General features: G+C 34.3%; 33 protein-coding genes. 1 reads left to right on the top strand and 32 read right to left on the bottom strand.

The genetic code is table 11. The features are described from left to right. The 28 genes from AXF23_RS15320 to AXF23_RS15175 form a co-directional block, all read right to left on the bottom strand. Nucleotides 1-405, bottom strand: a complete 405-nt coding sequence (locus AXF23_RS15320; protein ID WP_107626105.1) for a hypothetical protein — start codon at nucleotides 403-405, stop codon at nucleotides 1-3. Next, nucleotides 402-800, bottom strand: a complete 399-nt coding sequence (locus AXF23_RS15315; RefSeq protein ID WP_107626104.1) for a hypothetical protein — start codon at nucleotides 798-800, stop codon at nucleotides 402-404. Before AXF23_RS15315 ends, AXF23_RS15320 begins: the two co-directional genes overlap by 4 nt. Before the next feature lie 243 nt (nucleotides 801-1,043). Then, nucleotides 1,044-2,318 (bottom strand): type II toxin-antitoxin system HipA family toxin, encoded by a 1,275-nt coding sequence (locus tag AXF23_RS15310; RefSeq protein WP_107626103.1) that lies wholly within the window; start codon nucleotides 2,316-2,318, stop codon nucleotides 1,044-1,046. A gap of 3 nt (nucleotides 2,319-2,321) precedes the next feature. After that, nucleotides 2,322-2,639, bottom strand: coding sequence for a helix-turn-helix domain-containing protein (locus AXF23_RS15305; protein WP_107626102.1), 318 nt, complete (start codon nucleotides 2,637-2,639; stop codon nucleotides 2,322-2,324). Between the two features lie 171 nt (nucleotides 2,640-2,810). After that, nucleotides 2,811-2,975, bottom strand: a complete 165-nt coding sequence (locus AXF23_RS16040; RefSeq protein ID WP_158267710.1) for a hypothetical protein — start codon at nucleotides 2,973-2,975, stop codon at nucleotides 2,811-2,813. Nucleotides 2,976-2,985: 10 nt separating this feature from the next. Further along, nucleotides 2,986-3,597, bottom strand: coding sequence for a P-loop NTPase family protein (locus tag AXF23_RS15295; protein ID WP_158267709.1), 612 nt, complete (start codon nucleotides 3,595-3,597; stop codon nucleotides 2,986-2,988). Beyond that, nucleotides 3,560-4,522 carry a DUF7833 domain-containing protein gene (locus tag AXF23_RS16035; protein WP_158267708.1) on the bottom strand — a complete coding sequence of 321 codons (963 nt, stop codon included), beginning with the start codon at nucleotides 4,520-4,522 and terminating at the stop codon, nucleotides 3,560-3,562. Before AXF23_RS16035 ends, AXF23_RS15295 begins: the two co-directional genes overlap by 38 nt. Nucleotides 4,523-4,544: 22 nt before the next feature. Next, nucleotides 4,545-5,084, bottom strand: coding sequence for a hypothetical protein (locus AXF23_RS15285; protein WP_107626098.1), 540 nt, complete (start codon nucleotides 5,082-5,084; stop codon nucleotides 4,545-4,547). A gap of 10 nt (nucleotides 5,085-5,094) precedes the next feature. Continuing rightward, on the bottom strand, nucleotides 5,095-5,787 hold the full coding sequence (locus AXF23_RS15280) for a DUF2786 domain-containing protein (protein WP_107626097.1): 693 nt from the start codon (nucleotides 5,785-5,787) through the stop codon (nucleotides 5,095-5,097). Between the two features lie 69 nt (nucleotides 5,788-5,856). Then, nucleotides 5,857-6,072: a hypothetical protein gene (locus AXF23_RS15275; RefSeq protein WP_107626096.1), complete on the bottom strand. Its 216-nt coding sequence runs from the start codon at nucleotides 6,070-6,072 to the stop codon at nucleotides 5,857-5,859. Nucleotides 6,073-6,109: 37 nt separating this feature from the next. Next, nucleotides 6,110-6,331 carry a hypothetical protein gene (locus AXF23_RS15270; RefSeq protein WP_107626095.1) on the bottom strand — a complete coding sequence of 74 codons (222 nt, stop codon included), beginning with the start codon at nucleotides 6,329-6,331 and terminating at the stop codon, nucleotides 6,110-6,112. Nucleotides 6,332-6,400: 69 nt separating this feature from the next. Beyond that, the gene (locus AXF23_RS15265; RefSeq protein WP_107626094.1) at nucleotides 6,401-6,970 is read right to left on the bottom strand and encodes a hypothetical protein; all 570 of its coding nucleotides are present in this window, start codon (nucleotides 6,968-6,970) and stop codon (nucleotides 6,401-6,403) included. A gap of 260 nt (nucleotides 6,971-7,230) precedes the next feature. Continuing rightward, complete coding sequence (locus AXF23_RS15255) at nucleotides 7,231-7,431, bottom strand: hypothetical protein (protein ID WP_107626092.1); 201 nt, start codon at nucleotides 7,429-7,431, stop codon at nucleotides 7,231-7,233. Next, a complete protein-coding gene (locus AXF23_RS15250) occupies nucleotides 7,431-7,901 on the bottom strand; it encodes a hypothetical protein (protein WP_107626091.1) in 471 nt (156 codons plus the stop codon). Before AXF23_RS15250 ends, AXF23_RS15255 begins: the two co-directional genes overlap by 1 nt. Before the next feature lie 49 nt (nucleotides 7,902-7,950). Beyond that, nucleotides 7,951-8,175, bottom strand: a complete 225-nt coding sequence (locus AXF23_RS15245; RefSeq protein WP_107626090.1) for a hypothetical protein — start codon at nucleotides 8,173-8,175, stop codon at nucleotides 7,951-7,953. 31 nt (nucleotides 8,176-8,206) lie between these two features. Then, entirely contained in the window at nucleotides 8,207-9,802 is a 1,596-nt protein-coding gene (locus AXF23_RS15240; RefSeq protein WP_107626089.1) for a DNA cytosine methyltransferase, read from the bottom strand. Nucleotides 9,803-9,890: 88 nt separating this feature from the next. Continuing rightward, complete coding sequence (locus tag AXF23_RS15235; protein ID WP_233251350.1) at nucleotides 9,891-10,217, bottom strand: hypothetical protein; 327 nt, start codon at nucleotides 10,215-10,217, stop codon at nucleotides 9,891-9,893. A 61-nt stretch (nucleotides 10,218-10,278) separates the two neighbouring features. Further along, nucleotides 10,279-11,139, bottom strand: a complete 861-nt coding sequence (locus AXF23_RS15230; protein ID WP_107626088.1) for a hypothetical protein — start codon at nucleotides 11,137-11,139, stop codon at nucleotides 10,279-10,281. Nucleotides 11,140-11,544: 405 nt separating this feature from the next. Beyond that, nucleotides 11,545-11,886 (bottom strand): hypothetical protein, encoded by a 342-nt coding sequence (locus AXF23_RS16440; protein WP_233251349.1) that lies wholly within the window; start codon nucleotides 11,884-11,886, stop codon nucleotides 11,545-11,547. 10 nt (nucleotides 11,887-11,896) lie between these two features. Further along, nucleotides 11,897-12,301, bottom strand: a complete 405-nt coding sequence (locus tag AXF23_RS15215) for a YopX family protein (RefSeq protein ID WP_107626086.1) — start codon at nucleotides 12,299-12,301, stop codon at nucleotides 11,897-11,899. A gap of 1 nt (nucleotide 12,302) precedes the next feature. Continuing rightward, the gene (locus tag AXF23_RS15210) at nucleotides 12,303-12,773 is read right to left on the bottom strand and encodes a hypothetical protein (RefSeq protein ID WP_107626085.1); all 471 of its coding nucleotides are present in this window, start codon (nucleotides 12,771-12,773) and stop codon (nucleotides 12,303-12,305) included. A 1-nt stretch (nucleotide 12,774) separates the two neighbouring features. After that, nucleotides 12,775-12,975 (bottom strand): hypothetical protein, encoded by a 201-nt coding sequence (locus AXF23_RS15205; protein ID WP_107626084.1) that lies wholly within the window; start codon nucleotides 12,973-12,975, stop codon nucleotides 12,775-12,777. 5 nt (nucleotides 12,976-12,980) lie between these two features. Then, entirely contained in the window at nucleotides 12,981-13,850 is an 870-nt protein-coding gene (locus AXF23_RS15200) for a phosphoadenosine phosphosulfate reductase family protein (protein WP_107626083.1), read from the bottom strand. 190 nt (nucleotides 13,851-14,040) lie between these two features. After that, the gene (locus AXF23_RS15195) at nucleotides 14,041-14,244 is read right to left on the bottom strand and encodes a hypothetical protein (protein WP_107626082.1); all 204 of its coding nucleotides are present in this window, start codon (nucleotides 14,242-14,244) and stop codon (nucleotides 14,041-14,043) included. Beyond that, nucleotides 14,241-14,441 (bottom strand): hypothetical protein, encoded by a 201-nt coding sequence (locus AXF23_RS15190; protein WP_107626081.1) that lies wholly within the window; start codon nucleotides 14,439-14,441, stop codon nucleotides 14,241-14,243. Before AXF23_RS15190 ends, AXF23_RS15195 begins: the two co-directional genes overlap by 4 nt. Nucleotides 14,442-14,568: 127 nt before the next feature. Further along, the gene (locus tag AXF23_RS15185) at nucleotides 14,569-15,183 is read right to left on the bottom strand and encodes a hypothetical protein (RefSeq protein WP_107626080.1); all 615 of its coding nucleotides are present in this window, start codon (nucleotides 15,181-15,183) and stop codon (nucleotides 14,569-14,571) included. A gap of 112 nt (nucleotides 15,184-15,295) precedes the next feature. Further along, nucleotides 15,296-16,321 carry a toprim domain-containing protein gene (locus AXF23_RS15180; RefSeq protein ID WP_107626079.1) on the bottom strand — a complete coding sequence of 342 codons (1,026 nt, stop codon included), beginning with the start codon at nucleotides 16,319-16,321 and terminating at the stop codon, nucleotides 15,296-15,298. A gap of 37 nt (nucleotides 16,322-16,358) precedes the next feature. Continuing rightward, nucleotides 16,359-16,619, bottom strand: a complete 261-nt coding sequence (locus tag AXF23_RS15175; RefSeq protein ID WP_107626078.1) for a helix-turn-helix domain-containing protein — start codon at nucleotides 16,617-16,619, stop codon at nucleotides 16,359-16,361. A 334-nt stretch (nucleotides 16,620-16,953) separates the two neighbouring features. On the opposite strand from AXF23_RS15175, the gene AXF23_RS15165 reads away from it, so the two are divergent. Continuing rightward, nucleotides 16,954-17,289, top strand: coding sequence for a helix-turn-helix domain-containing protein (locus AXF23_RS15165; RefSeq protein WP_107626076.1), 336 nt, complete (start codon nucleotides 16,954-16,956; stop codon nucleotides 17,287-17,289). Nucleotides 17,290-17,340: 51 nt separating this feature from the next. Here AXF23_RS15165 and AXF23_RS15160 read toward each other — a convergent pair whose 3' ends face one another. From AXF23_RS15160 to AXF23_RS15145, 4 genes are all read right to left on the bottom strand, one after another. Next, nucleotides 17,341-17,790 (bottom strand): hypothetical protein, encoded by a 450-nt coding sequence (locus tag AXF23_RS15160; RefSeq protein WP_107626075.1) that lies wholly within the window; start codon nucleotides 17,788-17,790, stop codon nucleotides 17,341-17,343. Between the two features lie 47 nt (nucleotides 17,791-17,837). Continuing rightward, nucleotides 17,838-18,662 carry a Fic family protein gene (locus AXF23_RS15155; protein ID WP_107626179.1) on the bottom strand — a complete coding sequence of 275 codons (825 nt, stop codon included), beginning with the start codon at nucleotides 18,660-18,662 and terminating at the stop codon, nucleotides 17,838-17,840. 107 nt (nucleotides 18,663-18,769) lie between these two features. Beyond that, nucleotides 18,770-19,156, bottom strand: a complete 387-nt coding sequence (locus AXF23_RS15150) for a hypothetical protein (protein ID WP_107626074.1) — start codon at nucleotides 19,154-19,156, stop codon at nucleotides 18,770-18,772. Beyond that, a complete protein-coding gene (locus AXF23_RS15145) occupies nucleotides 19,156-19,722 on the bottom strand; it encodes a Panacea domain-containing protein (RefSeq protein WP_107626073.1) in 567 nt (188 codons plus the stop codon). The genes AXF23_RS15150 and AXF23_RS15145 overlap by 1 nt, the downstream gene beginning before the upstream one ends. Nucleotides 19,723-19,801: the final 79 nt, after the last annotated feature.

Genomic DNA, 19,801 nt, shown 5'->3' with positions numbered 1-19,801 from the left:
TTATGCAGCTAATGCGTAATTATTAGAGTAATAATTACAGTCTTGAATTTTATATAATGGTGAAGAAAAATTAGAAGTCTGCGTAAGTTTTTCTTTTGCTATGTTTATATCAAAGAATTTAAATCTAGATTTTATTATTTCTGCATTAGAAGAAAGTTTAAAATACTTTTCTTCATCACAAAATAAAGGCGAATCATCACCATAAAGAAAATTCATCTTATCTTCAAAATCCATAGTTTCTTTAATAAAAGAATCGCTTTCTTCTATTTTCTGAATAGGTGAATAGGAAACGAGATATATTCCTCTTGTTTCGCTATATTCAAATTTTATGTTTAACCACTTATAGCGATCAACCATTTGCTCAAACCAATTCCTAAGTTTGGTTTCTATTTCATTATTTATCATATATTTCCAAAATAACGTTTTAATTTAGATATCAGCCTATTAGCTTGATCTCTACATTCAAGACTTTCGTCAAGACTAAACTCTCGTTCAGAATAATCAGCATCAACCCTATCTTTTTTCAAATCTCTTACATCATGAACAAAATCTCTTGCTTCTTTAAAATCAGAAAATCTTTCTTTGATTTCAAAGATAACATATTCATGAGAACTCTGACATTTTGTTTGTTGAGTTTGTTCTTCATATGTTATCGGGTTGTCTGTATGTGCTAATATATATTTCATATACTGTAAAACAGCATAATATGAACAATGTATGCTTGCAGTATTTGAGCAAGCTTCTTTTTTATCGATTAGCGACTGTGCGACTTTTAGATTATCTAAAGCCTTTGCTTTCATTACTTTATTTTTTCATTTCGTATGCAAAGATAACCAAAATATTTTATTATGGCAATTTATTATTTTGTTTATTTATACTTCTGTATAAAAAATAATTATATTCACAAAGAAATTTGTAATTACTCTTTTTTGAATAGTTCAATTCTCTCTATTAATTTTGTCTTATAGGTCTAGAAACATCATTTATGCTTTTATATGGTATAAGCAAAAGAGAGACAGATTGAATGTCTCCCTTGCTTAATCTCACCGACGAAGTCCCGAACTATACTGAAAATCCATACCTTTCTCAAATCGTTCCGTGAAGTATTTGATTTCTCGTCGGGGAAGTCCTATATTCTCTGCCATATTCTCCCAATACTTCATGTTTCTTGTTACGTCCATTATAATGCCTCTTGCTGTTGTTTCATCCAGCATATAAAGCTTATGGGCATTGTAAAGGCTGTTGAGAGAACTATCGTTTGTGTTGGTATCGATAAACAATGCTTGAAATATACTATTCGTAGGATTCATATCGTATGCAGGAGATAATTCCCAACCCTCCCTTCCAAGCAGGAACGAATGATTTCTAAAGTGATCGTCGGTATTACCAATACAGATATTGAAGGCAACTCGCTTGTATAGTTCTTCTAAATTAGCCTCTATATGGTTGCCACCTCTTGAAATGATAAAATCCACAATATCCAAATAGCCTTTTCCTGTTCTTTGTCCGTCGCCATCAGTGAAGCCAAGGACGGTAAGAGAAGAAGCCATATGGATTCTCTTGTTGTCTTCTGTTCTATCAAATCTCTTAGAGAGAAGTATATCTTGACCATTCCCTGCCCTAATTATCTGTGTTTCGGCAACATTGATACCACATTCCTTAGCCATCAGATGAGCGAAATGTTCCCAGCGTGATACGTTAATGTCGTCATTGATGGAAGGGAATTTGGCAAGATAAAGATGACCGTCACTCTGCACACAAGCCTTTGGACGTGCGCCACCCATCGAAGAACCTGGCTGGAAAAGCCTTTGTATCCACTTCTTTTCTGGTTCCAAATGCTTATACTCACTTTTCTCAATCTCTTTGGCAGCTTGTAATAGTTCGTCAATGTGTATGGCAGGCGGAACGCTGTAACCAGGCGTAGAGCTGATAAATGCTCCGCTATCTGGATCCTTAAAGCGAAAACCACCCATACGCAGCTCATCTTCCACTCCTTTAAGATAGTCCCAATCAGATAAGGTATGACTTGCTTTCCCTTCTGCCTCTAGTGAAGTACGCAAGTCTATCAGTCGTCGCCCCCATCTGTCAGGGAGAGCATCAGAAAAACAACCGAAGATGTGGTTATCTCGGCTATATTGTACTCCAGTATATGGGCGGAGGTCTTGCCCAAAGTCAATCTTAGGAAAGGTTTTGAGCCAGTTTTTATCAAACTCAAAAGAAAACACATCAGAGCCTCTTAAATATTCATGCCCAAGAGTGCCTACCTTCTCTTCCTTATCCATCCAGTCGAAACTGGCTATCACATCTAATTTTTCCATGTGTTATCTTTTTGAAGCTCGTTTCTTATTCTTAATACCTAAGTCCTGTACCATGTGCCCCAGCTCGTCATCTTTTGCTAAGTGAAGAATATCATCTTCGAGTTGCAGGGCATTGAGTACTCTCATTACCACACCGATTGACACTGTAGGTTCACCTTTCTCCAAACGTGAAAGGGTAAGCCTTGTACATTGTGCACGTTGTGCAACTTGATCCATGGTCAGGTCTCTTCGTAATCTGGCGAGGCGTATTTGTTCTCCCACTACATTCAGTTTCTCTTGCAGTGCCCTGGTCATCCAGTTTGCCTTGGTGAATTTTGTCATAATGTATCTTTTACTATGCAAAGATACAATAAAATGTTTAGTTTATATTACTTTATTTATTTTTCTTTCATCTTATTCCCAATTTTATGTGAGCGATGATTTACCAATACTGATATAAATTAATTTATCTTGTTGGAGGATTTAATATTGAAGTTATTTCTTTTCGTTATCTTACAAGTAATCCACTTGTAACTCATTTTCACCAACGATAGTAAAAGAGCTTCTACTGTCGTTACAATAATCATTAAGATACTGTACGCACTCTTCATAAGTACCCTCAAAGCATGGAGTTTGTTTCCATCCTCCAATTGTCTCTTGTACAAAATATTTTTTCATATCCTTTGTTTTATTTTCTAAATGTTTCATTTTCAAATGGGATTGTTTCCATCATTTCCCTAAATCTATCAGCCAGCCTCTCATCATAATACTCTTTGATTTTTTCTGGGGAAAGATTTGAAGATATAAATGTTGTTAACTGTGTATCATACCTCTCAGAGAGTATTTCTATGCACGGCTTCATTACATTTGCATAGCTTGATATTACAGCTGGTTCCTGTCCAAGATCATCTATTGCAAGTAGAGTTCTCTTGGCAAGTGATTTAAACTCGTGATAATTATTCAGTGCCATTGATGCAAGGTCTGTTGCCTTTATTATAGTCATCGTTGGCTTAAGTCGAGTGTTAGAGTAATACCAGTCCACAACCATTTTGATAGCTTTTATCATCGTTGTTTTACCTGTACCGCAAAATCCTGTGAAATATAAGCCTGGCTTTTTATTTTCCAACGTCAGCCAAGATGCAGTAAACTCAATAGCCCTAATAATATCATCGTCTTCGAGAAAATGGCAATGTCTGTTTTCAACTTGCGCTTTGTAGGCAGCCGTTAAAATCTTTATTGCTTCATTCTCTGAAATATTAAGCTTAAAACGCTGAACGGTAGTTAGCTGTTTTGCAAACATTTGCTGAAAGTCCTGTTCGCTTCTGGTATACTCGGTTTCTTTCATTGTCTCTTCTTTCTTGGGTTAGTTGAATTCTTAACCAGTTATCGAAATGCCTCTTTATGTCTCTTATGCTGTCAGAGCTGCTCATTGCACAAATTCTGTGAATGCAATATTTGTTGATCATCTGGTACACTCTATCAGCTGTGAGGTTATGATATTGGGATATTGCTTCCAACCATCGTTGGTCGTTTTTTATTTCTTGGACCATTTCCTCTTCCGTTTTGCCATTTTTTTTCGTGCGCATCACCGTCGGGTCTTTTTCTTTTTTTTCTTTTTTTTCTTTATAGGGGGTGTGGGGGGAATTTTCTTTTGTTTCTTTTGTTTCTTTTTCTTCAACTTTTACACTGCTTGTCATCAGCTTGTCGATTTTAGGACTACAACTGTCATAAGTTGTTGACATATAATCTTTTATGTTTGACACCTGTTTGTCCGTGGTAATTTCTTGGTTTGACACTTGTTTGTCATTGGTTTGACACTTGTTTGTCAATTTATCACAGACAATCATGTTATCTTTTGATATACAAGTAGTTATGTTATTATTTCGCTTGTCGTTTTCTTTTGTCTCTGTATGAGAACCTTTATTATAGACTGCATCTGCTTTTTGATACATATCATAATCTATAATTGTAATGATACGGTAATGATTATTTGTCATTTCTTTAATCTCACCGCTCTTTAATAGGTTGGAAAGACAAGTTCTTATTTTCCTTATAGATATTCCTGTTTCTACTGACAGCTTTGACAATGAAGTTATGACTTGTCCCTTTTTAACTTCTATCATTCCATGCCAGCCGTCTTCTTCTCTTGCTGAAATCAGCAGATTAACCCATAGGTGTACCATAGTGCTATTATGATACCACCTCCACTCTTTTGTTATATTCACAATTATTCCCTTAATTACTTTATTATTTAACCTTACCCTCACAGACATTTTCTACGTATTCCAAAATGTCTTTAAGAACACTATAGTTGTTCTTTGAGAAGTTTTTATGTTGTATATCATCAAGAAGTTTTCTATAAATATCTTGATCCTTCTTATAGTAGTTAAGTAGGAAATATCTTTTTCCTACATCTTCTCTATCAGAAGAATACTTAAGCATCATCATAATCATTGCATAGATCATCTTCTGGTCACTACTATTGAATACGTAGGATAGTCCAGTTTCTTTATCCAAATAATCGAATAGAAGATGTGCTTTACCTTCTTTTCTATCTATGGTACATTGAAAGCAGTCTATCTTATATATCTTTAGAAGCTCTGCATTGATCCTCATAAGGTCTTCTATAGTGTTCTCCTTTTTTATTGGCACAACAACCTCTCTGATAGCCTTACGTGGCAATCTTAGATTCTTAGGTATTCTTTCTTCCATCTCTTTATAGGAAGCTTTACTCCATGATTCGGATGTTACATCTAAATCCGTATTTCTTGCTTTAAAGATCTGCATAATATCCTCCTTATCTTATCTCCTGGTATAATCTGGTATTTCTACCTTCTACGATACCACTTGTGTAAGCATTCTCTTCTTTGATGTCTATCTCAACTTTAATTCGTTCTCTGTTAGCATGCTTTTCTCCCCATGAATTAATCTTTGATTTCCATCTTATAGCTAAGAACTTCTCCTCAATATTTTTTTCTACACTATCCAGATGTTCCATCAGGCCATCTACACAACCGAGAAGGAATGACTCCATATAATCATTTTGTTGTTCAAGAGTCATATTTTCTTCCTCTTCTTCATATTTATCAATAAGTCCATTTTTTGCTTTAAGAAGAAATATTTCAGAAAGACGATTGTAAAGCTGTATGACTATTTCTACATTTTCTTTCTTACCTATCACCATCATTATTGATGGTTGCTCTAAAATACCCAAATTCCGACAATAGTTTCTCTCAGTTAGCTTACCCATAAGGATATCTCTCCAATTGCCGTACTCATCATGAGCTTGCATTTTGGGTGATATATACAAACCGTCTTTTTCATCGTTATCTTCACTTGTTATTTCATCAAGTGATAGATTATACTTTGTCAGTAGTTTATGGATAGCATTAGCAGCTGCAAATGCTTCACCGCTTTGCCCTACATTTTCTGCAGAGAGCTGCAATTCCATAAGCTTCCTAATCTTCTGAATAATTGCATTTCTTTCCATAATTGTTTATTTTGATGTTTTAAGAAAAATCCTACCTGTTTAGGTGAGGAAACATTTTTTTTCACGAGATTATAGCTCCTCAAACTCTTTTTCAAGTTTTTCTTTTAATGACTTACAGAGTTCTTGAACTTTACTATTTAATTCTTTATCTACGCAAAAAAAACATCCTCCTCCTCCATCAAAAATCAGTTCAAAACTATCTATTTTTTCAATTATACATATTCCTTTTAATGCGTCTATACGTTTTAAAAGTCGTGTAGCTTTGTTGTATTTATTTCTTTCCATACACTTTTATTTTTAAGTTCCTTAATAAATTATATTCCTAATCTTTAGGCAATGGTAGCTGAGCAAAAAACGCCAAATCTTCCTCTTTTAAGGAAATTCCTATGTCATCTACAATGTTCCACCCATTTTCTGGGCTTATCCCTGCATTGACCGCATATTTACAAGCTTCAATAACGTTTTGAAACTTGTAGTATGTGTTACTACTGGTGTTGAATAAGACAATTTCTCCCGGCTTTAAGTTAAAATCCTTGTAATTCATACTTATCTTATTTTAATAATAGTAATTTTCTTTGAAATGAGGACATTTTATAGTTTCTTCTTTATATTTCTATTCTCCTATCTCTTTGTGGTACAAGCGTAATGTTTCTTTCATACGACTTGCAGCTTTTGTTGCTTTCTCTTCAGTATGGAAACTGTTGTAGTTTTCTACATGCAATTTATTTTTAATACTATCACGATATATCGTGTCATTAACCTCAAATGTTGAACTGATGTAATAATATTTATCATCTTCTTTTGGCTCCCACCAAATCCTTTCTACTCGCTTTTCTTTTTCATTCCACTCTAATCCGTTTTCTTTCATCTTATAAAAAAGGAATTGTTTTTCTTCTTCTGTAGCGTGTCTTACATTTTGTTTAACCCCACAATAATACATAGATTCTTCTGAGGCAACATTAATTCTGCCACCAGAAAAGCATACATAATAGTGGTTTCTATAATCTTCTGGGTCTGATTTATTTTCCCTGAATATAAAGACTATATCATTAGTAAACATTGAGGTGAGAATATCTCCATCCTCAAAGTTTTTCTTAAAGACTATCACATTGTCTTTAATTACTGGCACACATCCTTCAGGGATATTAATGCTATCTCCTTCTTTTAATTCTTTTGTTTTCATATTTATTTTTGTTTTAACGTTTTATATATTTTCCAGCTATCTCAAAGAGCTTACAAAGTAAATAGCCTAACGATAGTCTACATACTCTTTTTGCTTTACGTAAATATAAGCGAAGCCCCTTACCTATAGGTTTTGACTCCTGTTCTTTAAGTAATAAGAAACATATACACGCTGACAGCATGTAGTATATTCTATATGGAGGCTTTTCCTTCTTATGTTCCTTTCTATTTGTTATATTCATAATAATTTCCTTAATATTATTATTTTGTTTTCAAGTGTGACATTCCTGCTTTATCCATCCACTCATTGTAATGCTTTACAGCAGCATCGCCAGTGATACCCTTTGCAAGTCTGTCTTCCAGTTCTGCAGCATATACTCTTTCTTCCTCTCTCATGTCTCGTCCTATACAATCGAGCTGATTGGAAATCCGTTGTAGTTGTGTTAATATATCTCCCTTCATTATTTATTCTTTCTATAATTAAAAATGCCGGTTCTTACTCCCTCTCTACGCATGATAGAGCAAAGCATAGCAACCTCTCCCATATTTTCACATACTACTTCTTCCGCTTCTTTAATAATGTTTATCATACTGCCATTCCATTCTAACAGTCCCCATGAAATTGGAAGTTCTGCTGGTTTTATAATACCCTCTGGTGCTAAGTAATATCTTTTATTACCAAGTGCATAATGTCTATATTCGTCATCTTCAGTTCTAAATTTCTTCGCTTTGTCTTTCAGAAAGTCTCCTCGTGAGGTCTTAACTTCTATCATCATTGATTCGAAACCTGTTGTTCCCCATACATCAGGATTTTCTGCATTTACAGTACAAAGCTCTATGGCAACTATTTTGTAAGAAGACCACTTCTGCTTACGCATCCATTTTGCACCTTCACAGCAGAGTTTATAATGTAAACTTTCAGTTTTACTCATATCAGTATGCTCTTAATTACCTTATAGTATCACAAGTATATGTTATCTATCAGTCCTTGTGAAACACAGATTTCTGAGATATTGCATCTAAACTAAAGTTGCTTAGTTTTTTGCGAAGCTCCTTACAAAACTCCATCTGCGCTCTCATTTCAGAGTTATATCCCTTTCTGTCACCCCATAACTCATCTTGAAGATCGTAGATAAGGTTTATAATCTCTTCTTTTGCCATATAAAATCCCTTTTTAAGGGATTCATTTTGTTTTATTTTATTCATTCCAACTTTAATCTTTATAATTAGTTCTTTGTTAAATAGCAATAGATTTTTGCATTAATCTATCACATATAGCTTCACAAAGAACTTTACTCATATTGACTTCAACAGCATTGCCAATATATTTTTTTTGTTCAGCTTGTGTTCCGACCAGTATATATCCCTTTGGAAATCCCATAATACGTTTTAACTCGCTTATGTTCAGCATTCGCATCTTAATGTCTATTATGCCATACATAGCCATAAACTCCTTAATTTTAAGGGTCATTTCGCTATCTGTATCAAACATTCTTATTCCTAATCCTTTTTCTGTGTTAACTAGGTACGGGGGCATTTTATCCATCCTAGCAATCAGAGTAAAGCACGGTTTATCAACATCACCACCGGCTGATTTAAACTGTGGATTCATCAGAAAGCAATCCACAACTTTTTGTTTGGGTGTCGTTAGGACGGCAGGACATGGCGCGTCAATACTTGACAGCTGTCCACCGCCGGAATACTCATTGGTCAAGAACCTGCTTGATATTAAACCAAGCCGGTCTTTTGTCGTGAGCGTAGGACATGGGGACTCAACGGAGCGATTCCCTCCGTTTCCGTAGTAAGCTGTTACAAAGCAATGATGATCCTTGGTTGTAATGGTTCCTGCAGGTACATCAATCGACTGGTTTTTGGAGTATGGATCTCCACTGAAAGCCTTAGACATAAAGTTGACATTGGCAACGCCCAGACGATTTTGGCAAGCTACAGTTGGACATGGTTCATCAATGCTAGGAGCTGTATATTTTCCTGTTTGGTTCATTGAATTGTATTTTATAAGGAAGGCCTCTTTTCCTCCTGCTACAAATTTTATTAACCCAGCATATATCCTCTTCAAAGTCTTTTCACATAAAGGCTTCTTTCTATTGAAGATACTTTGCCCCTTCTCGTTCATGTCAAGAACCTCTCGAACAGGTTTCCACTTCTTATAGATCTGGAACATTCCACTATCTCCATTTTTTGAATATGTTGGAATAGGAAATGCTATAGGAAGTCCTTTCTTTGCAAATTGTCCGAAAAATCTCTTTCTTGATGTATACGCTCCATAATCAGCAGAGTTTAATAATCTCCAGTCATAATTATATCCATAAGACATAACTTTATTAGTCCATCGGACATAACTTCTACCCTTTAGCTTTGATATTGGATGTCCCTTTTCATCCATATCACCCCAGCTCATAAACTCTTCTACATTCTCTATTTGAATGTAATCTGGATCTATCTTTTCTATGTAACGAAAAAGATGATCTGCAAGTGTTCTACTATCTGCATCACGTGGCAGTCCACCTTTTGCCTTACTAAAATTAGTACATTCAAGCGAAGCCCATAGAACTACTAAAGCTGCAGGATACTTTGCCTTCATTCTTGTTAAATGTGTAATAAGATTAGTAAGGTCTAAAGTGCGGATATCCTCCATAAAATGTAATGTATGAGGATGGTTAGCTTGGTGTGATGCAATGGCATTTACGTCATGGTTTACACACGCAATAACTTTTGCACACGCCTGTCCATCAAACTCTGCTTGTTCAACGCCAGTGGTAGTTCCTCCTGCTCCACAAAAAAGATCTATGTATAAAAGTTTAATATTATTCATTTGTTTTCTTCTTTGACATAATGTACGCTAATTCTCTAAACTACAGTTTCCTGGAGAAGAATCATGATTTTCTATAATTCTTACCGTTTTATACAGTTGAATTTATAATCTCGTCTACGGACTCAAACTGTGGTTCTCCTAACAGTTCTTGGCATACATTGATTATATCAAATGCCATGTCATCAGCTTCTTTATTAGACTCGCTGCCAATCTTCTCTATCATTGACTTTTTGATGTATTTTAGTTCCTTATCACTAAACTCGTCATCAAATTTACCCTCAGTCCGTCGTGCTGTTATCTCAATAGTATAGCCATCTTTCCTTTTGAATGACATTCTAATTTTACCAGCATTCATTCTTTGACATTGGCTAACCATTGCATCTAATTGGTTTGCCAAATCTGTATTTTCTTTCATATAAAATATTATTTATGAAGTTTTATTTAATCTATTGTTTTTAATAGAGGTATTCCATTTTCTAAGGTTCAATTTTATCTTCTATATCTCCATCCTCTATTATTTCTCCGTTAATTAATCTATACCATTTTGTTTCTTTTATTTTTTTCCCATCTACCTTTATTGCTTTGATATCTTTTAGAGGATATGATCGTCCATTAAATTCACCTCTCTCTGTGAGGATTAGCCAGCAGCCTACCTTTCCATTTGCTCTACCTCTTGTCCCACATACAATCGCAATAGATTCTTTACCTTCTACTTTTGCAAATGACCTTTCAGAAGTAGCTATTGCAACAGAATAATCTCCAGTACTTACTGCTATTGAGTACTCTGCATTATTTATTGCAGCTGAATATTGTTCAGAGCATCTTGCTACAGAATACTCTCCAACATTTGCTGCAATAGAGAAATTACCTTTACATTCTGACACTGATTTAAGTCCTGTATTTGAAGCAATACATTGCGAACTCTTATCAGCAGCTATTGCTAAAGATTCAATTCCAGTATTTGAAATAACACAAAAAAGTCCTTCATATTCAGCTATTGAATTATCAGCAGTATTTACTGCAGCTGAATGGTAACCTAATTTACTTGTAGTGGTGTCATTTTTATGCTTTATTACTATTGTTGTATCTTTGAGTCCTATGATTTCAGGTAAATTATCTATAGGTATAGAAGAGCTGTTTTTTTTAAGCCTTGCTTCTCTTTCTTCCTTTTGCGCTAACTTTTCAAGTCCCTTGATTATTCGAATGAACCAGTTAATAATCATACATATGATGATGAATAACGCAACGACAATTAATATAAAAGAAAATTCTTTCACTGTATATGTATTAACTACACTTCCAAAAGTGTTCATGCCATTTAATAATAATTTTTCCATCTTATTGAAGTATTAATTGTATATGAAAATTATAATCATTGCATAAAGCTGCAATCTGTTTAACCTTTAATGGTTCTTGGTCACCATATGGGAAGAAAATTATTCTTTCTTTTTGAATGACATTCTAATTTTACCAGCATTCATTCTTTGACACTGGCTAACCATTACATCTAATTGGTTTGACAAATCTTTGTTTTTTTCATATGCCAAATTTACGTAGAAGTGACACCCAAGACCGAGGAAGAGCGATATTACTGCTATCCATATCCAAAGAGCCTTATGCACATACCACATCAAATCCAATGTTACTAGCGAGATTAAGATATAGGTAATGATGGTAGTACCTATAAAAAAATATATATGTTTCATTTTCTATTTCTTTTTTATAATTTCTACTTTCATTTGCTATTTTATATTAATCTCTACCTTGTAACCTTTATTTTGAAGGTATGTAGCAATATATCCATCATCACCAATATCTTTAAGTACGTCAAAAAGGTACTCTTTTACATACTTGGCAATAGCTTTAGAAGAAGCCAATTCTATATGCTGAGATATGAACTTACATTTCTCTGTCCTACCTAATTGATTAAACTCGTATTCTAGTCTTTTATAATCGATATCTTCAAACAGCTCAGATATGTCACCTTGATGGTAATATTCTCCATTAACACCCTTTGCCGTCCCATCACAGTAGTACTGCCTTAGTTCTACTACCTCACCTGTCTTTCTAAGTTTTGCTTTCATAATTTAAATGCTATTTGATTAGTTCTGGGTTGTCGTGGATATTTCCGATAACGCAAACACTGAACTCGCGCATCATATAGCCCATATCTGTTGTATCTCTTGGTGTAGGGCTAAATTCGGACTGCATCCTATAAGCACCATCATAGTATATTACCTTTGCTTTTAGTTTCTCTGCGATGATGACTACATCCCCCTCAAAGATTTGCTTCCCGTTCTTGTCTTTTAACCCTGTGTATTGACCTATGGTGTCTGGGTTCACGGCATAGAAATTGTACGCCTCTTTCCATGATGTCGGTACACAGACGCTGATACAAGGCACATTACTCGGTGCCATTAGCCCATAGTTGAACAATTTCCCGTAAAGCCATACTCCTATACCGATAGATTTCCCTCTGAATAAAATTTCTCTGTTCATATTACTTACTGAATAAAAAGTGATACAAAATAACTGCGGTCGCAACTCCCCATCCACTAAACGCTATCATGTAGAGAATAAACTTGAAGTATTGCAGCTTTGAAAATATATTGCTAATTTTGTCTCTGCACTTAATCACATCCCCATAGTATTCATAGAATGTATCTTCGCATATATTCGTTACCATTTGGTTGACTCTTCGTCTGTCGTTTTCAGAAAGGAGAGGATTAAAATTTTCTTTTTTGTATAACCCGTTCTCAAAGCAATAAGAATTTACATCAAAAGTTGCTCTACTGCCTTGATAAGCGTCTCCATCCTTTAGCTTAATAGATGTATCAATGGTAATTTTGAAAACGCCACGTTCTTGGTAATACTTTTCCGCAAGCTCCTTTATCTCCTTATCGTGGAGCTTAGCCTTTTCAAATAGTTCATTATATTCAGACTCTCTTAGCTGATAAATTCTTTCTGTCATATTACTTTTCTTCTTTTAGTTCCTTGAACACTCCAAACCCTCCATGACCATGTGCTAAATCATGAAAGTTTTCACACAAAACATTGCATGATAAAGAGTATCCATCTTTGTTTAAATTACACTTGTCACAATCAATGCAATCGTCTTCCTCTCTTGTTGCAATGAAGATGTACTGCTTATCGTTTATTGTTATTCCGTTCATAACTATTATTCGTTGAAGTTTATTTTCTGTTGTAAATACTTCTCTGCATACCACTTTTTGTATGACTTGCCACTTATCCACCAATCAAACATATCATCAGAGGACAAGTCGTAGTACACAAGTCCTTTTTCCTTTAGTTTTGCGCACGCCTTTATCCAATTCTTTTTGACGTGCGGATAATCTTTTATCTCTCGCACTTTCTGTTTGAAAGAACTCATTGGGCAACAGATACAACCAATACGCCTATATCCGTTATCGTATAAACTGCAATGCGCTATGTTATTAGCATTAAGAAACGTCCAAACATCATCGTCAGTCCAATATAGAATAGGGCTGACAACTATCTTTTCTTTGCCGTTTCCCATACACTGCACAAGGCTTTCCTCGTGTTCGGAGAATTGGTCAAAGTTCCATTGCTTGCGCTTCTTTGGGTTTGCTTTCACACTCTCAACGACTTCTCTCTTTGACCGCCTTACGCTTTCTGCTTTTCTCACGCCTATTAGCGTTATATATCCTGCGCCTGATGTTTCCTTGTATTCAGCACAACACCATCGTAATCGCCTTGTAGGCAATATGCCCTTTTCGACTGCCATATTATAAATACTCATCTTTGGCTTAACCATTTCGACTTCTGGATAGTTTTTCCTGACAAAGCGAATAACTTCGGGAGGATCTACACTTGTTAAATTCATATACGCCTTAAACTTTACGCCTGCCATAAGCGCAAGGTGATATAACACTTGGCTGTCTTTCCCTCCGCTAAAGGCTAACCAAAAGCCCTCATAATTCATTGAAATGGCAAGCCGTTCGGCTTTCTGTATTACCTTTATGGAGTAGTCGATTTTCTTCTGTAAACTTGGTGTTATTCCGTTCATAACTAATTAATGTATAAATTCAAAATTAGCTTGATGGTGATTAAAATCACCATTGCCGAATATGGTTGCAGAATAATACTTACCATCTTCAAATATAAATTCCAAATAATTTTTATCTTGGAAATAGACATCTACATTTGGCAATGGATTTTCCTCTAAAAATGATTTCTCTATTCATGATTTACTATTTTTATTTATTGCAATCTTCTTTCTCTTTTTTTTGTACAACTTCTCTTAAGACAGTCATCCTTTCATCTATTTTAATTATCCATTTGAGAATACGATATAGGATATTCAGTAATGATACACCAATAATAATTAATGTAACCAATCCTACTGTATAGCCAACTGCTACCTCCTTGAGTTGGTTAGCTAAAAGTAATAAGCTACTCATCTTACTTTTCTCCTTTCTTCTTTTTCTTTGTTTGTAATACTATCATCCATTATGATTTCTATGAAAGCTCTAAGGATATTCTTTTTATTCTTGACGCAATCATAAAGTCCTGCCTCTTTTACAAGAAGTATCATCTGTTGTATAGTTGTGTAGACTGCCCATAGCAGCATCACAAGGAATATTATTCTTAAAATCATGATCTTGTTTTTAAATTAATATCTTATATCATCATCACCCAAGGTGTTCTTTATCTCGTGGTAGATACTTGCTATCAATCCGATAACAACAACAATAATTACAAAGATTGTTATATACTCCATACTTTTATTGTCTTGTCAATAAGTCTTTCCAATAAAATCGGATGCACTCAAAACCATCATACAAGCTGCTCATATCAACTACAGAGCTGCCTTTAATCATTTCTCTGAGTGTATTAACCATAACCTCTCCACACTGGTCGTTGTGGAAATAGCAGAGTATCTTTTTATATTTCTTTGCAATTTTTCCTAACTCAGTAAATGTTGAGAAGTCTCCCATGATATAAAAGTCTGCATTTTCTATATGTTTTTTCTGTGCTGCCATATAAGTGCACCAGGCCATATAATCCAAAGAGTCATGAAAACAAAATGCTATATCATTGTTTTTTTCTCCAGACACTATAGTCAATCCCTTTTCTCCAACTGATACAGGATACAGCATTAGACTCCTATTGTAGAACTCATAACCTTTTTTTGAGTTCTCAATTCCAATCCCTCTATATTTCCTGTTCAGACTCTGAAATTCAATCACTCTAATAGGGAGATTTACTATATTCCAGTCAATCCCTTCTTCCAAAAGTTCATCACGTACAATCTTCTCAGCTGAAGTTTGATTATGTGATACTTTTACTTCTCTGATATTACGCATCAAAGAGAGTCTATATTTTTCTAATTTTTCCATACCCACATTATATTAGTTCATATTTTGAGTAGTTAGTAAAGACAGACCAAAGTGTCAAGTTTAATCTATTCTTCTGAAAGATATTATTCTATGTCAGTATGCGTCTTACCGTCTATCTCACTTGCGCCTCTATGATTTTCATTAATTCATCTCTAGTTCTTCCTTCTAAGAAGAAATCACTTATATCTTTGGATGTCTTTTCTCCAGATAGTGGCAATACGACTCTACTTGTTTTGTATTTTTCTTTCCATTCTTCCACTCGTAGCAATGATTCTCTTTTTCCTGTTTCGTCACAATCATAGAGAAACACGATATGCTTAAATCTCTTGCTCAGCTCTTCTATCATTGTAGATTGCAGATGTGCTGTTTCGCTATTTAAGCTTATAGCACTGAAACCATGAGCTGCCAGCGATAAAACATCCTTTTCTCCTCCTGTTATAAAAACATAGTTTCCATTCTGTGTGAGTTGTTCCCATCCAAAAATATAAGGTTTAGGAAGTCTTCCTGCATAAAGGAACCTGACAGGTGATTTTGGCATGTATAGTTTTATACCTTTCCCTTGATTAAAGAGATATGCAAAGACAGGCTTCTTCTTTCCTCCATATACAGTATATTCCTTACCATTTTCTTTTTTAAATTTGCAGTTATATACACTTCTTACGTTATACGTATTTAGTGTCGTCTTGCTTATTCCATATTGACTCCAGAACTCTATATCTTCTGAAAGGAAATCCTTATAAGTTGGAGAAAAAGAAACAACATTCTCTTCTACTGATTTTGTGATTTCTTGAGATCTCCAATTACTCTGAGAATACTGATTAGGAGATTCTGTGAAGATGCACAATCCCATTTCGCTATCAATCTTCTTCAATATCTCAACAAAAGAAGTTCTTGTGTTTAAATTGAAGATTCTGCCAGCTATGGTAAAGCAGTCACCAGACCATTCAGAAGAGCCATAATCCTTCATATAGAACCTGTCACCAGCACTTTCCTTGTGTAAGTATAAGTGACAGCTTGGATTACTATCTCCACGAAATGGATTTAGAAAGAGTTTCTTTCTTACAGTTTCTCCGAAGAAATGTTCAAAGACCCTCAGTCCTCCATTAGTCCTTTGTAATATTGCTTCTGCTTCTTTCATACTTTTTGTATAACTCTTAAGTTATTAATAAAAGAGATTATTGATTAGGCAGCATTTCATTAAAAGCTTCTTTTCTTTCTATGAAACGTTGGAGTGCTGACCTCTTATAATACACACGCTTTCCCCTCTTACAGCGTGGTATCTTTTCTCCAAGATTATATAGAGTTCTCTTTGCAAGATGTAAGAACTCTGCTGCTTGATCTATTGTGAGGTAGACCTCATTTGGATCAATATCGTTATTAGGAGACATAACGACAAGTTCTTTTGCAATCATCTTTGCATCCCTTCTTGTTAGCATAAGCTTTTTATTTTTCTCTTTTTACTATAACCGTCCTTGTATCTCTGTCAGATCTAACCATGTACTTACGGTCTAATGACATACTGATACCAGAAGCAGCACTTCTTACTGATAAAATCTTCTCCATCGGAAACGCAATCGTTTGTCCGATTTCCATATTCCTTAATGGTCCGCTAATTTTAATACCCATACTTAATATTTATTATTTAATACTTATTATTATGCTGCAAAGATAAGTAATATTTGAGAAAAACTCAAATGCAAGTTGAGAAAATCTCAAATAATAGCAAAATTTAACAAATAGATTTGAGAAATAATTGGTTAATTTTACAATATGGATATTTATAAGAATATAAGAGAAATAAGGCTGCAAAAAGGTATAAATCAGCAAGCTTTAGCAGATGCCCTTAATTTAGATGTTGCAGTAATAAGCAATATTGAAAAAGGGAAAAGAGACCTTCGAGTTAAGGAACTTGAGATAATCTCAAATGTATTGGGACTTACTGTTGTGGACCTATTAACATATCCTCAACAGTACGTAAATATTATTGATATTCCACGTTCTGATGATTCAGAAGTTTCTATTCAAATAAAATTAAAAAAAGATAAGAGAGATCAAGTAATGCGCCTTATCTTTGGTGATAATGATATTGAGATTTTAAATAAATAAAAAAGGTTCCAGAATTACCTGGAACCTTATGTTTTATTTGTGACTATATTGTTATTTTACCATCCTCTGTAGTTCTTCTACAGCTGATGGAATCCTTTCTAAAGTATTAGATGTTCCTATTTTGTCTTTAGTTAGTTTATCAAATTGCAGTTTAGTTACCTTCTTTTTTATTAACCACCTTTGGATAGCATTATAGTTATCGTCATGCCAGCATAATTCCCAACCAAGGCTTGTAATATAATTAAACCCCCATACTGGTATATCAAAGCACACAATATTGCCATTATCATCCTTAAATGGTGTCATTTCACCATCTGTATCGTTTCCTATATAAGGAACATATACATCCTTCTTTCTTGCAGTATCTCTCATTCTAACAATATTAAAGTCTGTATAGTAATACACCATTTCTTGTGCAGTTTTGGCACTAGTTGTTTTATTCTGTGCATTTGCTACTACTGTCATTGTAGCAAGTGCTATTATTAATAATATCTTTTTCATAACTTATATTGCTTAGTTGATTTATAGTTTATCGACCAGAGTACAGACTATCTACGAAAACCTCTATGTGGTTTGACATCTTCGTCGCCCATAGAAAGTTTGTAGTTTTCAATTTCTTCTTGTAAGTTCTTTGCGTGTTCCTCAAACATAAAGTCCAAGAAAGGAGCTTCGCTTTCTTCCTCCTGTGATGTTTTTAATGCTTTTATATATTCTGCCTTATCATCTTTTACAACTTTACTTGGGACTAATCCGAATTCGTATTGAAGATGATTCATAATCAATCTCGACATTCTTCCATTGCCATCTACCCAGGGATGTATTGTAACAAGTTTCAAGTGAGCATAGAAACTCAATTTATACTGTTCGTATATATCAGGACTTTCTAACAGTTCCTTCCGTCTTTCATTAATCTCTTTGCAGAATTCTTCTAACTTCTGTGGTACTTTCAGGTAATTCATATATGTTTTACCACCAGCCCCAGCTGTAACATTCACAAGGCGTAAGTCACCTCTTGATGAGTCAAACGAACCACTAAAGACATTAACTTCTCCACCTGTTCTTCGCATAACAAGTGAAGCTAAATGTTTAAGTACACCAATAGAGATCGGTGTATGTGCTTTAGCTAACTCCATACTTCTCTCATAAGCAGCTTTTAAGTCAAGGTTCATATTTTGCTCTATGATACTTTTTCCTTTGGCTGAAAGTCCTTCGTCAAAAAGCAGCTGATTATCAATCTCTGTCATTGTTGATCCTTCAATGGCAGTTGAATGAGTTACGATTGAGTATAGATAAAACTTGTTATAGTCTATCTGATCTTGGAAGCCCAGCTTGTTATGTTCCATTAGTATGTTCAAGAATTCTTTTTTATTCATAGGCATTATATGAATTAATACTCTAAGTCGTTGCACACTAAATGTATGAATATCTTTTATTACTGTTCAAATAGATGGTAATATTACATATTTTCTTAGAAGATATCTTATATTGTCTGTAAAAAATCTTCAAAAAGCTTTATATTTTTCATATTTTGAACCGAAGAGTCTAGTATTTCTCTATTCCTCCTTTTTGTTCTTCCTTTTTCAACAACACGCATCATTTTATAAACCTCCCCAGTTTGATTCTTAATTTTTACATGCTTGTAATCTAATTGAATATTATAAAGCTCGTCTGCACAAGACCGAGATATAAATGTGACGCCTGTCATATCTAGATAAATCTTTCTTTCTTTTTGTATAAAGACTTTTATCTTTTCTATTGCAGCTCTTGACCTAATCTCAGAGCCAAGCTCTGTCTGCATTTTTATAATTCTATCCATTTCTATCTTTTCTTGTAAATTAGATAGATTTTCTTGAACATCATCAAACATTATGCAAGTGCCTTTTTAAGAACTTGTTTATTTCGAATATATTCTATCATTTCTTCTGAAGCACCACCAGAACGTGCTATATCAATTAGTGTAAAAATGTTTTTTTCTGGGTCATCCTTCATTTTTTCTATGATAGAATTATACACCTCATCATGAGTCATTTCTGATAATTTCTTAGAGTTTATGTTACCATATTTTTTTATAGTATCATCCAATATTTTCATATCAATAGAAGTGAGTAAATCTATATTGCAGTTCTGTAAAGCAGTTGCTTTTTGTCTCACAACTTTTATAGAATTGCCAAACTCCTTTAACTCGTTACACTCATTAAAGTCATCTCCATTTTCTATCATCTTTAATACTTTATATGTAAGAGTTGGGACAGGCCCACGATCTCTTGCTTTGAAAGTGTCATCAAATATAGTTTTTCCGTACAAGACGAGTGATTCTCTTTGTGCAAAGTATAATAGTTTAGAGAGTTTTATGTAGTCAACTCCTGTAGGCATTTTATTTAGTACATATAGCACAACAGCCTTAATTTTTTCTATCTGTTCTATTGTTTTCATCTTACTTTTTTTTGTTATTTTCCTTACGAATAATAACCAAATAGTCTATAATTGCATTTTTGCAACAAATTAAGTGTTT

Source organism: Prevotella sp. oral taxon 313, assembly GCF_003043935.1.
Taxonomy (GTDB): domain Bacteria; phylum Bacteroidota; class Bacteroidia; order Bacteroidales; family Bacteroidaceae; genus Prevotella; species Prevotella jejuni.
The sequence above is the reverse complement of the archived record's forward strand: the minus strand, read 5'-3'. Positions and strand labels throughout refer to the sequence as shown.

Coding starts and splice junctions, on each gene's coding strand:
- AXF23_RS15320 (WP_107626105.1), bottom strand. CDS start 405: ATGATAAATAATGAAATAGAAACCAAACTTAGGAATTGGTTTGAGCAA.
- AXF23_RS15315 (WP_107626104.1), bottom strand. CDS start 800: ATGAAAGCAAAGGCTTTAGATAATCTAAAAGTCGCACAGTCGCTAATC.
- AXF23_RS15310 (WP_107626103.1), bottom strand. CDS start 2,318: ATGGAAAAATTAGATGTGATAGCCAGTTTCGACTGGATGGATAAGGAA.
- AXF23_RS15305 (WP_107626102.1), bottom strand. CDS start 2,639: ATGACAAAATTCACCAAGGCAAACTGGATGACCAGGGCACTGCAAGAG.
- AXF23_RS16040 (WP_158267710.1), bottom strand. CDS start 2,975: ATGAAAAAATATTTTGTACAAGAGACAATTGGAGGATGGAAACAAACT.
- AXF23_RS15295 (WP_158267709.1), bottom strand. CDS start 3,597: ATGTTTGCAAAACAGCTAACTACCGTTCAGCGTTTTAAGCTTAATATT.
- AXF23_RS15285 (WP_107626098.1), bottom strand. CDS start 5,084: ATGCAGATCTTTAAAGCAAGAAATACGGATTTAGATGTAACATCCGAA.
- AXF23_RS15280 (WP_107626097.1), bottom strand. CDS start 5,787: ATGGAAAGAAATGCAATTATTCAGAAGATTAGGAAGCTTATGGAATTG.
- AXF23_RS15275 (WP_107626096.1), bottom strand. CDS start 6,072: ATGGAAAGAAATAAATACAACAAAGCTACACGACTTTTAAAACGTATA.
- AXF23_RS15270 (WP_107626095.1), bottom strand. CDS start 6,331: ATGAATTACAAGGATTTTAACTTAAAGCCGGGAGAAATTGTCTTATTC.
- AXF23_RS15265 (WP_107626094.1), bottom strand. CDS start 6,970: ATGAAAACAAAAGAATTAAAAGAAGGAGATAGCATTAATATCCCTGAA.
- AXF23_RS15255 (WP_107626092.1), bottom strand. CDS start 7,431: ATGAAGGGAGATATATTAACACAACTACAACGGATTTCCAATCAGCTC.
- AXF23_RS15250 (WP_107626091.1), bottom strand. CDS start 7,901: ATGAGTAAAACTGAAAGTTTACATTATAAACTCTGCTGTGAAGGTGCA.
- AXF23_RS15245 (WP_107626090.1), bottom strand. CDS start 8,175: ATGAATAAAATAAAACAAAATGAATCCCTTAAAAAGGGATTTTATATG.
- AXF23_RS15240 (WP_107626089.1), bottom strand. CDS start 9,802: ATGAATAATATTAAACTTTTATACATAGATCTTTTTTGTGGAGCAGGA.
- AXF23_RS15235 (WP_233251350.1), bottom strand. CDS start 10,217: ATGAAAGAAAATACAGATTTGGCAAACCAATTAGATGCAATGGTTAGC.
- AXF23_RS15230 (WP_107626088.1), bottom strand. CDS start 11,139: ATGGAAAAATTATTATTAAATGGCATGAACACTTTTGGAAGTGTAGTT.
- AXF23_RS16440 (WP_233251349.1), bottom strand. CDS start 11,886: ATGAAAGCAAAACTTAGAAAGACAGGTGAGGTAGTAGAACTAAGGCAG.
- AXF23_RS15215 (WP_107626086.1), bottom strand. CDS start 12,301: ATGAACAGAGAAATTTTATTCAGAGGGAAATCTATCGGTATAGGAGTA.
- AXF23_RS15210 (WP_107626085.1), bottom strand. CDS start 12,773: ATGACAGAAAGAATTTATCAGCTAAGAGAGTCTGAATATAATGAACTA.
- AXF23_RS15205 (WP_107626084.1), bottom strand. CDS start 12,975: ATGAACGGAATAACAATAAACGATAAGCAGTACATCTTCATTGCAACA.
- AXF23_RS15200 (WP_107626083.1), bottom strand. CDS start 13,850: ATGAACGGAATAACACCAAGTTTACAGAAGAAAATCGACTACTCCATA.
- AXF23_RS15195 (WP_107626082.1), bottom strand. CDS start 14,244: ATGAGTAGCTTATTACTTTTAGCTAACCAACTCAAGGAGGTAGCAGTT.
- AXF23_RS15190 (WP_107626081.1), bottom strand. CDS start 14,441: ATGATTTTAAGAATAATATTCCTTGTGATGCTGCTATGGGCAGTCTAC.
- AXF23_RS15185 (WP_107626080.1), bottom strand. CDS start 15,183: ATGGAAAAATTAGAAAAATATAGACTCTCTTTGATGCGTAATATCAGA.
- AXF23_RS15180 (WP_107626079.1), bottom strand. CDS start 16,321: ATGAAAGAAGCAGAAGCAATATTACAAAGGACTAATGGAGGACTGAGG.
- AXF23_RS15175 (WP_107626078.1), bottom strand. CDS start 16,619: ATGCTAACAAGAAGGGATGCAAAGATGATTGCAAAAGAACTTGTCGTT.
- AXF23_RS15165 (WP_107626076.1), top strand. CDS start 16,954: ATGGATATTTATAAGAATATAAGAGAAATAAGGCTGCAAAAAGGTATA.
- AXF23_RS15160 (WP_107626075.1), bottom strand. CDS start 17,790: ATGAAAAAGATATTATTAATAATAGCACTTGCTACAATGACAGTAGTA.
- AXF23_RS15155 (WP_107626179.1), bottom strand. CDS start 18,662: ATGAATAAAAAAGAATTCTTGAACATACTAATGGAACATAACAAGCTG.
- AXF23_RS15150 (WP_107626074.1), bottom strand. CDS start 19,156: ATGTTTGATGATGTTCAAGAAAATCTATCTAATTTACAAGAAAAGATA.
- AXF23_RS15145 (WP_107626073.1), bottom strand. CDS start 19,722: ATGAAAACAATAGAACAGATAGAAAAAATTAAGGCTGTTGTGCTATAT.